Genomic DNA, 13,043 nt, shown 5'->3' with positions numbered 1-13,043 from the left:
TTTTATATGCTACTCGTTCGCCAGTGCCGCCGCACCCTCCAGCAGCATCAAGCCGCTGAGTTGAATGCTCAGCTGAACCGGAAGCTCCGGTTTCACTTCCCACGATGAACTGCACAGACCCAGTTGTTTATCGAGACCTTTTTCCCATAACTGCATTGCATTGGCCAATACGACCTCGCGAATACGGATATTTTCAGGAGATTCTTTACAGAGCTGAACCAAATAACGAATCAGAATACCCTTGAACAAACCCGTATCATCAATGCCTTCATCAGGCAGTATCAGATTAACCGGATCACATAACCGATCAATACAAGTATTAGCCGTTCGATTCGCATCTTCTAAGTAATGAACATTACCCGTATTCTTGTAAAGCTCTAGGCCAGCGCCTAGAAACACTCCCTGACAGTACGTAAACTCCCAATCGTAATCGATCTGGCCATCCCCGCGTCTATTCATCCCATCCCACACAAAACCAGTCGCAGAATCCACTAAATATGTCTTATTCCATTCATAGATACGGAGTGCCCACTCCAGATCCTCTTGCTTATGAAAAAGTTCATATAACCGGGCTGCAAGGATGACGGCAGGTGCATTGGCAGGTGTGTTTTTATAATCGAGCTGATCCTTCTTCCATGCCAGACCTCCACCCAACTGTTCATTCCAAGCCGTCTTAATATCCTCCCATAGATCAAGCACAGCACTTAAATAGGCTTCATGTCCTGTAACCCGATAAGCACGCAGCAACGCCAATGCTGTCCATTCCATATCATCATAGTAATTATGCCTGAATGTCCCCCCGTTATAAGCTTGCAGACTTTGACTTAGCTCCTTGATTCTCATAGAATACACAGGATCTCCACTACGCTCATAACCATCTACTAAAATATCAATGACATGAGCCTGCCACCAATAATAAAAGTTTTCCCCCGCAACGTTGTACTCTCTGGGATACCATTGGTTCATGATCCCAGTCTCAGCATTATAATAATTACGTAGTAGACATTGTTGGAACCACTCGGACTTTTCCTGCCAACTGACCGCTTCTATGGCTTCCTTTGCTTGTGTCATTAAGAACTCACCTCAAACCTGTTCCTTAGTTAATTCAGCCATCTTCTCCAGCAGCTTGATCGCACTAAGCTGGGAGCTGAGCTGAATTACACCAGCAGAGGACGAAGTCCAATCTGTGCCAAACAACACTATGTCCTCTGACTTTCCTTGTTCCCAGAGACATTCTGCATTCGCACGCAGGAAATCAACAGCATCAACTGCTGCAGAATCAGCTTTAACCCATTCAGCTGTATAGCGAATCAGGATCCCTTTAAACAGTCCCGCATCACCATTCCCTTCATCTGGCAGCACACCTCCCTGAGAGTCAGCAAGTTCATGGGCTGCGGCGGCAAAGGTTAGGTGAGCATCCTCTAAATATTCTTGCTCTTTAGTAATACGGTACAGTTCAACTGCTGCGCCAATGAAGACGCCTTGATTGTAGGAGTATTTCCAATCCTTATCGATCTGGCCATTGCCAGTGCGATTCATGCCATCCCATACAAAACCCGTTGCCGGATCTACCAGATGCTCTTTTTGCCATCTGTATATTTTTAACGCCCATTCAAGATTGCTAGCTTCACCAAAAGCTTGATACAAGCGTGCCGCAAGTATAGCTGCCGGTGCGTTGGCTGGTGTATTTTTATAATCCAACTGTGACTTCTGCCAAGCAATCCCACCGCCCATATGCTCGTTCCAGCCTGTCTGAATGTCATTCCATAAAAGAAGGGCTGTATCTTTATAACCTTCCACTCCTGTTGCTTGATATGCACGAAGCCACGCGAGAGCCATCCATTCCATATCATCATACAACTCGTTTGGCCATACTCCACCATTTCGCTGAAGCAGACCTTCATGAAGTGCGGAAAGCCTTTCGGCATACCAGTTCTCTCTAGTCCGCTGTAGTCCATCTACCAATACATCCACAGCATGAGCCATCCACCAATAATGAAAAATCGTGTTGCATTCTCCATTTGGACAAGGTGTTTCTATATTGTACATTTTGATCGCTTCATTCCAGAATAATGAATCCAATGCAGCTTGTGCTTGATTCGCCCGTCCCTCCCAAATCCCTATCTCCAATTGGTTCATATAGACTCTCTCCCTGGTTCGATTTTTGTTGCATTAACCCTTAATACCACTAAAGGCTATTCCCTGTACAAAATAACGCTGAAGCGCTAAAAACAACACCAATATCGGCAAGATCGCTACTAGCGCACCAGCCATCATTGGACCGTAGTCTGTTTGAAAATTATAAGAAAAAGCTTGAAGTCCCATTTGAATCGTTGCTTTGTTGGGATCATTCAGCACAATCATCGGCCATAAGAAACTGTTCCAGCCCGCTTGGAAGGTAAAGATACTTAAAGTAGCCAACGCTGGTTTAGTCAACGGCAAATAAATCCGCCAAAATATTTTAAACTCTCCACAGCCTTCGATCCGGGCCATTTCCATCATGTCACTAGGCAAGGTGAGAAAGAATTGCCGCATAAAGAACACAGCAAAGGTTCCTGAAGCGCCCGGAAGAATAATCCCCCAGAATGAGTTCATCAGCCCGTTACCCCCGCTACCAAAAATATCATTGCCTCCAAAAAGAGGAATATGGCGCATAACATAAACCGTGGGGATCATCGTCACAATGCCTGGTATCATCATCGCCGCAAGCAGCACGCGGAATATTGGCTTATTGAGCTTAAAATTCAACTTTGCAAACGCGTATCCACTGATGGAACCAAAGAACAGATTCGCCAGTACACCCGCTACTGCAAGTACAAGCGAATTCCAGAAATAGAGCGCAAACGGAACCGTAGTAAATGCCTTACGATAGTGTTCTAAGGTCAAATGTGAAGGAAACCACCGGATGGGCATGGCGAATATCTCTTCGTCAGGCTTCAAGGATGTAAGAACACTCCAATAAAAAGGTAGAAACATTACGATGGCAATAACAATGCACACTATATAATAGATAGATTTACTTAAGCTTCTTTTTAATAACGAACTTCCGCTAGTATCCATACCTCTATCCCCCTTCTGCATGGCAAGCCCGGCTTATACAATGGACTCCTCCGCCTTTGTGATCCGCATGTTTATAAGTGAGAATATGAGAATCGCCACAGCAAGCACAAATGCTTGTGCAGACGCATACCCCATTTGCAATTGATTAAAGCCCTGCTGATAGATCAGATAAACCGGGGTCTTTGTCATATTCGCCGGACCACCCTGCGTCAGCACAAAAGCTTGGTCGAACAACTGCAACGCACCAATGATTGACATCGTACTGACAAGAAAGGTCGTTGGTCGCAGCTGCGGCCAAGTAATAAACCGGAAACAAGCCAGCTTATTAGCACCGTCCAGCCGTGCAGATTCGTACAAATAGTCAGGCACGCCTTGCAGACCTGCCAAGTAGATAATCATATTAGAACCTACTGACTGCCAGAGGGTAAGCATAATAATGGACAACATCGCCGTTCGTGTCTCGGATAACCAAGCCGGACCTGTAATCCCAACATAAGACAACAATCCGTTAACCAAACCAAATTCAGGATGCAAAAGCCAGATCCATACCGTAGCTGCAGCAACAGCGGATGTAAGGGTAGGCAGATAATTCAGTGTGCGGAACAACTTTACCCCACGCCATGATCGACTAAGTAGAATCCCGAGGAGAAGCGAAATCAGAATATTAAATGGAACGAAAATGATGGAATACAGAAATACATTTCGGAATGTTTTCCATAACAAACTGTCCTCTATCAAACGGCGATAGTTATCAAAACCGATCCAATCGTTTCTACTAAGTACATCGTAGTTGGTAAAGCTTAAATATAGCGCCATTACCACGGGGATGACCGTGAAAACTGTAAACAGCAATACCGTGGGTGTAATAAACAGATAAGCCGTCCGCGCCTGATGTTTCTCTAGCTTTCTGATGGAAGCCATTTCAGCTACCCCCTCCTAAGCAAAAGGGAGGCGAAACCTCCCTTCACTTCAAATGTCTTACTTATTACTTCACTACTTCATTATCCTTCAGCATTTTGTCGCCCTCTTCTTGTGATTTCTTTAAGGTCTCATCAATGCTCATCTTGTTTTGCTGGTTAAGCTGCAAATTAGGGGCCAAAGCATCAGTCTCCATCACGGAATAACCAGGGTGGTTCGGACGAACCTTAGCGAACTCCAGCGTTTCCAGAAACGGCTGCCACTTTGGATCATCCTTGAAAAATGGATCTTCCATCGATGGCTTATAACCCGGCAGATTTAGACTCGTCTTAGCCCAGAGCAACGCGTTATCCTTGTTCGCTGTCCACCATTTGATGAACTCCCATGCCTCTTCTTTATGTTTGGAGCCTTCTGGAATCACTAGACCAAATCCACCCATGACACTGCCTTTATCACCATTTGGTCCGGCCGGAGGAGGAACGATTCCATAATCCAGATCTTTACCATATTTGTTATAGGTGCTGAGCATCCACGGACCGGAATACAGCATAGCCACTTTACCTGTGACAAAAGCATCTTGCCCTTCACCAAGTCCAAGTTCGAACCCTACTTTATATACCTTATCCTTGTTCATCAATCGATCCCAGAACTCAAGCACTTGCTTGCCCTGCTCATTATTAAAATTGGTCTTTCCATCTTCTGTAAGCATGGTGCCGCCAGCCTGTTGGAGATACATATTAAAAAGTCCCAAATCCCCCATAGAAAAACCTGCGGTCTCCAATTTATTTCCATTCCATTTGGTTAGCTTCGTAGCCGCTGCCTCTAGTTCATCCCAAGTTGTTGGAGGCTGAAGTCCAGCCTCTGCGAGCAGCTTCTTATTATAGAAAAGAGCACGTGCATCTACCGTAAGCGGCAGCCCATATAATTTGTCATCGTATGAAAGCTCCCGTAGCGATTCGCTGTAAAAATCATCTTCGGAAATGCCGTCACGCGTTAAGTATTCATCTACCGGATGCAGTACATTTTTCGGAGCATACAGCGAAGTTCTCCAACGGTCCCAAAACAGTACATCGGGAGTGCCACCATTGGTCGCAGAAGTTAGGAATTTGGTAATCATATCCTGTTGCAGCACATATTTTACGTGAATTTTATCCTGCGATTTATTAAAAGCATCCACCATGGTCTCGAATTGCTTCTGCCCCTCACCGCCCCAATCTCCCCAGAAGGTAAGCTCTGTCTTTTTCCCGGTACTGCTCCCAGCTTTGCTTGTGTTTCCGGTCTCTTTGTCCGCAGATCCGTTATTACCACCGCAGCCCGCAGCAAGTGTAGTAGTCATTACCAAAACAATGGAGGTAACCAGCCATTTTTTCATGTTCTCTATCCCCTTTAGAGTCGATTATAAAAACCTTGTTGGTCTCAACCGCGCTTAATTTGCCTACCACAGCGCATGAGTACAAGCTCACAGAACATCATGTTTGCCCAAGAGAACCATGGACGTGTAAATTCATCAGGATTATCCACATGAAACCCTTCATGCATAAATCCAGTTCCAGCATCCGTCTTCTCCAGCAGATGAAGTAAGACCTCCTGTTCCTCTATGCTGACAGATGTCATTCCCTGTATCGCTAAAGCTATGGGCCAGATATACCGATTTGGCGTATGCGGACTTCCAATGCCAGCAGCCTCTTTTCCTGCGAAAAAATAGGGATTAGTGCTACTTAAAATAAGTTCACGGGTATTCTTATAGATAGGATCATCAGCAGTCACATAACCCAAATAAGGGATGGAGAGAAGACTCGGTACATTTGCATCATCCATAATATTCACCTGTCCCAGACCATCTACTTCATAGGCATAGACCGCCCCAAACTCTGGATGTTCTACAATTCCATACTCACTTATTCCCTTATTGAGCTGGTCAGATAGTTTTCTAGCTTTCTTTTCCAGCTCCTGATCACCTAAAATCTCACGGGCAATTTCACACACATATCGTAAAACAACCACCGCGAACATATTGGCTGGAACCAAATACCCATATTCACAGGCATCGTCACTAGGACGAAATCCAGACCAAGTCATTCCGGTATAAGCCGTCAACGTCCCTTTGCCTTCTCGAGCTAACGTATCCGTGGGCGGACAGTTCATCCGTTGAAAAAGATATTTTGAATCGCGCTCATGGTTCTGTTCGGTAGTCCATAATGTTATGATTCTTTCTACGCCTGTTACAAACGACTCATTAAACTGACTAGTACGGCCCGAATTCTTCCAGAGCAGATAACTCAGTTGGATTGGATAACATAACGAATCAATTTCATATTTCCTTTCCCAGACTCCCGGGCTCATCTCCGTCAGATCCTCTTGGTGGCCATGCCCACTTTCTTCTTCATTGAATGCGTTAGCATATGGATCAAGCTGGATGTAAGTAAATTGTCTACGTACAAGTCCCTCAATCATGTCTGCAATTTCTTCATCTTCGGAGGCAAGGATTAAGAAAGGTCTGACCTGTGCGGCGGAATCCCGTAGCCACATCGCTGGAATATCTCCGGTAATAACAAAAGTGCTTCCGTTTGGCATTCGTTTTAAGGTTGTGTTCCAGGTGTTAGCCATACATTTCTCGAACATTTCGGCTAATTTCGGGCGATCACTCAGCTGTGCTTTTACGCTAGATGCCAGTTTATGCATCGACTCGGGTATTTCTCTAGTTGCTTTCAGTTATAATACCCCCTTTTTCTTTTTAACTTTGAAGCGCTTTCATTGATTAGTATATTGTCATGTAATTAGTATGTCAATATGTTTATTTTATTATAATAATATATCAATACACCTGTAATGATAAATATATATCTAAAACAATAAAAAAACCCATCCAAAAGGATAGGTTTTTATAACAACTAATATATGTTTAATTTGGAGAATAAGCCAAAAATCTATTCAGAGATGGATTGTTTAGCGGAGCTTGTGGATTCACCAGAAATCAACTCAGCTTCCAGCATTATCTTATTGGACACACTCTGCCCGTTCATAATTCGCAATACATTTTCTACTGCGAGCCGCCCCATCTCTTCTTCATTTTGCCGTAAATGGGTAAATGCATAACCCGAACCGAGTGGAGTTGGCGGACTATCAAAGCAAATGATCGAAATATCTTCTGGAATCCGTAGCCCAAGTCGTTGGACCGCTGTTCTAGCCAGCAGCGCAATATTATATTCCACAGCAAAAAGCGCCGTTATTGTTGGATTCTTTTGCAAATGAGAAATTAACCGTGAAATGTCATGTTCAATATTCTCATCGTTGAAGGAATCCGGTAGTGTTGAGGTCAAATCGCTGACCCACAATCCCTTGTCTACAGCTATTCCCCGTTCCGCATGCGCTTGAATAAATCCCTCTACCCGCTCTTCAAGAGCTGTGGTATCCGCTGGAGGTGGAGAGAGAAAGGAGATATGAGTATGCCCGAGATCAAATAAATACTCCGTACCTTTGAGTGCAGCCTGCATATTATCAGTACTGATCGATGCTGCTGCCACTCCTTTTAAATGGCGATCTACCAGAACTAGCGGGAACCGTCCTATCACCAATTTTAGAATCTCCGCATTAAAAAATTCGCCTTGAGCCGGAAAAATGATCAGACCATCTACACCTAAGCTGAGCAACTTCTGAATAGATTTCTCTTCGTTCTCCGGCACCCCAAACGTTCTTCTTAAAACCAGAAAACAATCATTGTCACGTGAAGCCTGCTCCATGCCATAAATTAAGCCTGTGCCATAGCTGTTGCCAAAGTCGGTAATAACCAGACCGATCGTCTTTTCCTCATGGTTAAAGGAATTGAAAACAGTTCCGTCGGAGACCGTCCCCGGAGATATCGCTGATTCCATGTAATCGACTGCTGGATCTGCCACAAATGAACCTCTCCCCGGTTTTCTCACAATTAATTGTTCCGCGGCGAGCATTTCCAGAGCTTTTTTACTCGTAATCCGACTAACATTATAGGCTTCAGCCAGTTCTTTCTCTGAGGGAACCCGTTCCCCTTGTCCGTAGGATTTATTAACGATAAGCTGCTTCACTTCATCAAATATTTTTTCATACATCGGTTTGGATGATGTTGTCTCACTCATGACTTTCGTTATCTCCTGACTCTAATTTTTTCATCTTATACATAATAATATATCATGATATATTAAGTTTGTCGACAGTTGTGCGGCTACAGCAAAAAAAGAGGGAGGAAGGATGTAAAGTGGAAAAATACAAAACTTCGTATATAAACAGAGATAACCCGTATTCAGTGAATGCTGGTTAAATAAAGGCTAAGTAATCGCTATAAATATCATTTCTACTATATTCTTAGATAATATCAAACCGTATTTCATCTAACAAGTTTTTACACTTTTGTCCATTTGTTCTTTTTTTATTCAAAAACAGCTAACACAGGTCTATCGTAAATTGCTGTTCAGAATATATAATAGAGACTATCTGGTATAGAAAGGAAGTTGAATAGTTAATGAAATTTAATGATTATCGCTATGAGCGCCCGGATGTAGAGAAGTTCAAACAGGATTTTAACAACCTGCTTAAAGATCTCAATGACACCGAGCCATTAGAAGTGCAAAAGGCTTCCGTTACCGCTATTAACAAGCTTCGCAATGAGTTTGACACCCTGCAGACATTGGTTAGCGTTCGCCATTCGATCAATACAACAGATGAATTCTACAAGGCTGAACAGGAATTCATGGACGAGATTGGTCCTATCGTTCAGGAATACATAACGGACTACTACAAAGCACTCGTCAATTCCAAATACAGAGCCGAATTCGAACAAGAATGGGGCACGCAGCTGCTTCAGCTTGCAGAAGTAGCTCTGCGTACTTTTAGTCCAGAAATCATCGAAGATTTACAATTGGAGAACAAACTCTCTACAGAATACGCTCAGCTTATCGCGTCCGCCAAGATTCCATTCGAAGGCGAAGAACGGACACTGACTCAGCTTACTCCATTTGAATTGTCCACGGACCGCGATATGCGCAAACGTGCTTCACAAGCCAGATATGATTTTATGTCTGAACATGAGAGTGACTTTGATCGAATCTATGACGAGCTAGTTAAAGTCCGTGACCGCATTGCTAAAAAGCTTGGTTACAGCAACTTTGTTGAGCTAGGTTATGACCGGATGATGCGTACCGATTATAACGCCGACATGGTAGCCAACTTCCGGAAACAAGTTCTGGAGCATATCGTACCCGTCTCCCAACAGCTTAAGAAACGGCAGACTGAACGCCTAGGTCTGGATGCCTTGAAGTTTTATGACGAGAACTTCAGCTTCAAGACTGGCAATGCCACTCCTAAAGGAGATCCTGACTGGATTGTAGCTAACGGATCCAAGATGTACAAAGAGCTCTCTCCGGAAACTGATGAATTTTTTACTTTTATGTTGGATAACAATCTAGTGGATTTAGTAAGTAAAAAAGGTAAGCAAGGCGGTGGCTATTGTACTTACTTCAGCCAATACCAAGCACCTTTTATCTTCTCAAATTTCAATGGAACCTCAGGGGATATTGATGTCTTGACCCATGAAGTGGGGCATGCCTTCCAGGTGTATGAAAGCCGAAATATTAATGTACCTGAATATGCTTTTCCTACTTATGAAGCCTGTGAGATCCATTCCATGAGCATGGAGTTTTTTGCTTGGCCATGGATGGAATTGTTCTTTGAAGAGGATGCAGACAAATACCGTTTCAATCATTTGGCAGATAGCCTTCAGTTTATTCCTTACGGAGTTACTGTAGATGAATTCCAGCATTTTGTTTACAGCAATCCTGAAGCAACCCCTGCTGAACGTAAGCAAGCATGGCGAGAAATCGAGAAAAAATATTTGCCGCACCGCAATTATGAAGGTAATGCTTATCTGGAACAAGGTGGATTTTGGCATAAGCAAGGCCATATCTTCGCCTCCCCGTTCTATTACATTGACTATACACTAGCACAGCTATGTGCCTTCCAGTTCTGGAAACGTTCAAATGAAGATTTTAAATCCGCTTGGAGTGATTATTTAGAATTATGTCAAGCTGGAGGAAGCAAATCCTTTATCAAGCTGGTTGAACTTGCGGGCCTGACTTCACCTTTTGAAGATGGCTGCATTAGTTCGGTCATTGGAGAGATTGAAAGCTGGTTAAACAGCATTAATGATAAAGAACTTTAATAATACCTTGCAGTACCGATAAAAAAGCAATCCCTGCTTCTTAGCTGGGATTGTTTTTTTTTCATATTAAGGTTATTTAGCGATAACGAATCAACAAGTCCAGTGGATAACGACCTGCATTACGGCCATACAAAGCTAGCCCGCCGTCCTCTGCTTGCAGCTCCAAACGGAAAACACGATTGCGATCCAGCTTCGCTGCTAACTGCCCCGGTACACTTGCCTTGCATAGGTAGCCATAAGATCCAGCCTCATCCAGCTTATTCGCTATTGGCTGATAATGCCAAGACAAAATCCCTCTGCTATCAGCCGGATCATCCGGTAAATAGAAAGAACCAATCCGCTGCCCATCCACCAGAACGTTCACTCGGGAAGGATGACGCTCTTCATCCGTCATATAATACGTATTCGGATTATATTCCACCCTCGCATCTGCCCCATGCATAAGATCAAGGCCCATATCATTAAGCTTCGTACCTTCAACATGCCGCGCCAGCAATCGTTTAGCACTTGCTTCGAAGATGATTTCGATCTCACCAATCATTGATTTATCTGCTGCATCTGGCAGTGTAACCTCGTATACATACTGACCTTGCCCAGCACCATTGATCTTAGATCCTTGGATAGCATCCCATTGATGCTTAAAGTTATGATCGGTATAAGCTCCCACTGGAATTTGAATAAATTCTCCTTCACCTTTAAACAATACAGTGTTATTACCGCCTCTTACATCAAAAGTAATGAAATTCCGCGTGATCGCTTCACCCTTCTCATTAATCAGAGAAACAGCAAGTATTGCAGCCGCCTCCTGACCAGGCATTGTAATGTTCAAAGAAGGAAGTATAGTGTTTCCAAAGTTATCCCATTTCACAGACATATGTCCACTTTGCGCAGTGACCCGAGTCCCCAAATTGTCGTACCACAGTTCCCATTTCAGCTTCAAATTATGACCGTGATAGCTGTCCGCGAAGCTGGAACCTAGCAAAGGTACTTTAACACTCTGCCCTGCTTCTACTGTCTGGCATGGAGGAGCATCTATCACGATAAAATCTGGGGAATGCAGATCCGCAATCGTCATCCCGGGAACAAAATCCCCATATCCAAAATCCTTATCGCTCCCGTCTAGCCGGTAATAACCATTGAACTCATTCGTAACATCACGGAATTCAGTAAATACGAATCCACATAGCTTATCATGCCGCCGGAATTCATTCATCATATAGCGGTAATGCCATGCCAAATCACTGTCCCCTGCACCACCTTCTATCCCCCACACATTACCGCATTCGCTGTTCATTAGAGGGGCATCAGACTGTACGTTGCCGCCAATACAGTTAAACTCCGATCCCGGGAATGTTTTATCTACAACCTCATTTAAGTGGGCTTGCAGCTGCTCGTAACCATTAATGTAAAAGTGCCATGTATTAATATCCGATTCCACATGATCATAATTACACGGCGAGTTATCCTCAACAATTCTAGTCGGATCAAGCTGCTTCGCCCAGCGATATTTCTCCCGCACCCATTCCTGTGTCTCTTTAAGATAACTACTCTGCTGCTGTACATCACTTGTGAGGCTAGCCTCCTGAGCATCTGTCTTCAAACCCCAGGTCTCGTTGAACATAACCCACGAAAAAATAGATGGATGATTATAATCTCGTTCAATCACCTCAAGGGCTTCTCTCTCATAGGAGGCTCTGGCCTTGTCATCCGGATTACCCCAGAAACAAGGCATATCTTCCATAACAAGAATGCCAAGCTTATCCGCCCAATACAGCTTACGGGGTTCTTCGGGCTTAATATGAATTCGCACCATGTTTAGCCCTAAACGTTTCATTAGATAAATTTCATCCCGCATGTCTTCATCCGTTGGATAGGTGAAAAACCCTGTCTTGTGATAGGACTGATCAAGAGTACCGTTCAAATATATCGGTTTACCATTTAAGGTGATCCACCGATAATCACGATCTTCAAAGCGGGCAGTCTGAATTTCGCGAATTCCGAAATAAGTGCTGACTGTATCTGTACCAAACGATCCACTAAGCTGCAATTCACCTTCATATAAATAAGGATTTTCTGGACTCCACAAATGCGGATTGGGAACATCGATAGACAGCTTACATTCGTTCACCCCTGCTATAAGCTGCAGCTTCTCTGTATGAACAACAGAATGATCAGCGAATTGCAGCGTAAACTCTGCCGAACCCGTTTCATGCGCAATTATTCTTGTAGTTACCTTCACCTGTCCATCTATACGGGTCACAAACTTTGCATCTTTCATATAAGTTTCGGGACGTGCTTCAAGCCATACAGGCTGCCAAATTCCACGGATTTCTCCATATCCTTGTTTGCCCCGCGCTTGATAAGCATGATCGAAATCCTCAGCTCTTACGACAATATTATTCTCACAATTAGCTGCCCAGTAAGGTGTAATATCAAATTCAAATGAACCATATCCACCTTGATGTGAACCTACATGTTCTCCATTTATCCACACATCACATGAATAATCTACTGCCCCAAAACGTAAAAACAATCGTGTTTGTTGGTCAACAGCCTGCCCATTCACGGTGCGGCGATACCAGCCTATTCCTTGTTGATCGCAGCCAATTCCGGATAAGGGACTTACCCAAGAAAAAGGTACAGTGATCATTGAGTCGTAAGCGATTTCAGGATTGGAGTACCATAACGCCTTCATACCTTCATTGTTCGGATCAAACTTAAATGACCATTGCCCATTCAAATTCATCCATTCATGACGTTGCCAATGTGGATGAGGGTGTTCAGAACGAGGAATCGCAAGTGTCTCAGAAGCTAATATAGAAGTTGTCATATGGCGAGCACAGCCTTTCAAAATAAGAAGTTGAGCCCATTTTAG

At 43.7% G+C, this 13,043-nt stretch carries 9 protein-coding genes; 1 reads left to right on the top strand and 8 read right to left on the bottom strand.

Annotated features, from left to right (window positions below; translation table 11 throughout):
• Window positions 1-9: 9 nt before the first annotated feature.
• From MHH49_RS23585 to MHH49_RS23555, 7 genes are all read right to left on the bottom strand, one after another.
• Window positions 10-1,071 carry a glycoside hydrolase family 76 protein gene (locus MHH49_RS23585; protein ID WP_254924640.1) on the bottom strand — a complete coding sequence of 354 codons (1,062 nt, stop codon included), beginning with the start codon at window positions 1,069-1,071 and terminating at the stop codon, window positions 10-12.
• A 12-nt stretch (window positions 1,072-1,083) separates the two neighbouring features.
• Window positions 1,084-2,139 carry a glycoside hydrolase family 76 protein gene (locus MHH49_RS23580; RefSeq protein WP_256717880.1) on the bottom strand — a complete coding sequence of 352 codons (1,056 nt, stop codon included), beginning with the start codon at window positions 2,137-2,139 and terminating at the stop codon, window positions 1,084-1,086.
• Window positions 2,140-2,172: 33 nt separating this feature from the next.
• Complete coding sequence (locus MHH49_RS23575; RefSeq protein WP_036688085.1) at window positions 2,173-3,060, bottom strand: carbohydrate ABC transporter permease; 888 nt, start codon at window positions 3,058-3,060, stop codon at window positions 2,173-2,175.
• A 33-nt stretch (window positions 3,061-3,093) separates the two neighbouring features.
• Window positions 3,094-3,981, bottom strand: a complete 888-nt coding sequence (locus MHH49_RS23570; protein WP_036688088.1) for a carbohydrate ABC transporter permease — start codon at window positions 3,979-3,981, stop codon at window positions 3,094-3,096.
• Window positions 3,982-4,045: 64 nt separating this feature from the next.
• Complete coding sequence (locus MHH49_RS23565) at window positions 4,046-5,350, bottom strand: ABC transporter substrate-binding protein (protein ID WP_036688089.1); 1,305 nt, start codon at window positions 5,348-5,350, stop codon at window positions 4,046-4,048.
• A gap of 44 nt (window positions 5,351-5,394) precedes the next feature.
• A complete protein-coding gene (locus MHH49_RS23560; protein WP_341138532.1) occupies window positions 5,395-6,660 on the bottom strand; it encodes a glycoside hydrolase family 125 protein in 1,266 nt (421 codons plus the stop codon).
• A gap of 245 nt (window positions 6,661-6,905) precedes the next feature.
• On the bottom strand, window positions 6,906-8,090 hold the full coding sequence (locus MHH49_RS23555) for a GntR family transcriptional regulator (RefSeq protein ID WP_076200730.1): 1,185 nt from the start codon (window positions 8,088-8,090) through the stop codon (window positions 6,906-6,908).
• Between the two features lie 383 nt (window positions 8,091-8,473).
• Between MHH49_RS23555 and MHH49_RS23550 the strand changes: the two genes are divergently transcribed.
• Window positions 8,474-10,168, top strand: a complete 1,695-nt coding sequence (locus MHH49_RS23550) for a M3 family oligoendopeptidase (protein ID WP_076184489.1) — start codon at window positions 8,474-8,476, stop codon at window positions 10,166-10,168.
• A gap of 76 nt (window positions 10,169-10,244) precedes the next feature.
• Here the strand turns inward: MHH49_RS23550 and MHH49_RS23545 are convergent, their stop codons facing one another.
• A complete protein-coding gene (locus MHH49_RS23545; RefSeq protein WP_339809990.1) occupies window positions 10,245-12,998 on the bottom strand; it encodes a glycoside hydrolase family 2 protein in 2,754 nt (917 codons plus the stop codon).
• Window positions 12,999-13,043: the final 45 nt, after the last annotated feature.

The sequence above is a fragment of the Paenibacillus sp. FSL F4-0122 genome, from assembly GCF_038002845.1.
Classification (GTDB): domain Bacteria; phylum Bacillota; class Bacilli; order Paenibacillales; family Paenibacillaceae; genus Paenibacillus_AQ; species Paenibacillus_AQ odorifer.
Note: the sequence above shows the minus strand (reverse complement) of the source record. Positions and strands in the feature narration are given on the sequence as shown.

Bases quoted from the DNA above. Each gene is read 5' to 3' on its own strand.
- MHH49_RS23585 (WP_254924640.1), bottom strand. From the start codon at position 1,071: ATGACACAAGCAAAGGAAGCCATAGAAGCGGTCAGTTGGCAGGAAAAG.
- MHH49_RS23550 (WP_076184489.1), top strand. From the start codon at position 8,474: ATGAAATTTAATGATTATCGCTATGAGCGCCCGGATGTAGAGAAGTTC.
- MHH49_RS23545 (WP_339809990.1), bottom strand. From the start codon at position 12,998: ATGACAACTTCTATATTAGCTTCTGAGACACTTGCGATTCCTCGTTCT.
- MHH49_RS23560 (WP_341138532.1), bottom strand. From the start codon at position 6,660: ATGCATAAACTGGCATCTAGCGTAAAAGCACAGCTGAGTGATCGCCCG.
- MHH49_RS23575 (WP_036688085.1), bottom strand. From the start codon at position 3,060: ATGGATACTAGCGGAAGTTCGTTATTAAAAAGAAGCTTAAGTAAATCT.
- MHH49_RS23565 (WP_036688089.1), bottom strand. From the start codon at position 5,350: ATGAAAAAATGGCTGGTTACCTCCATTGTTTTGGTAATGACTACTACA.
- MHH49_RS23580 (WP_256717880.1), bottom strand. From the start codon at position 2,139: ATGAACCAATTGGAGATAGGGATTTGGGAGGGACGGGCGAATCAAGCA.
- MHH49_RS23555 (WP_076200730.1), bottom strand. From the start codon at position 8,090: ATGAGTGAGACAACATCATCCAAACCGATGTATGAAAAAATATTTGAT.
- MHH49_RS23570 (WP_036688088.1), bottom strand. From the start codon at position 3,981: ATGGCTTCCATCAGAAAGCTAGAGAAACATCAGGCGCGGACGGCTTAT.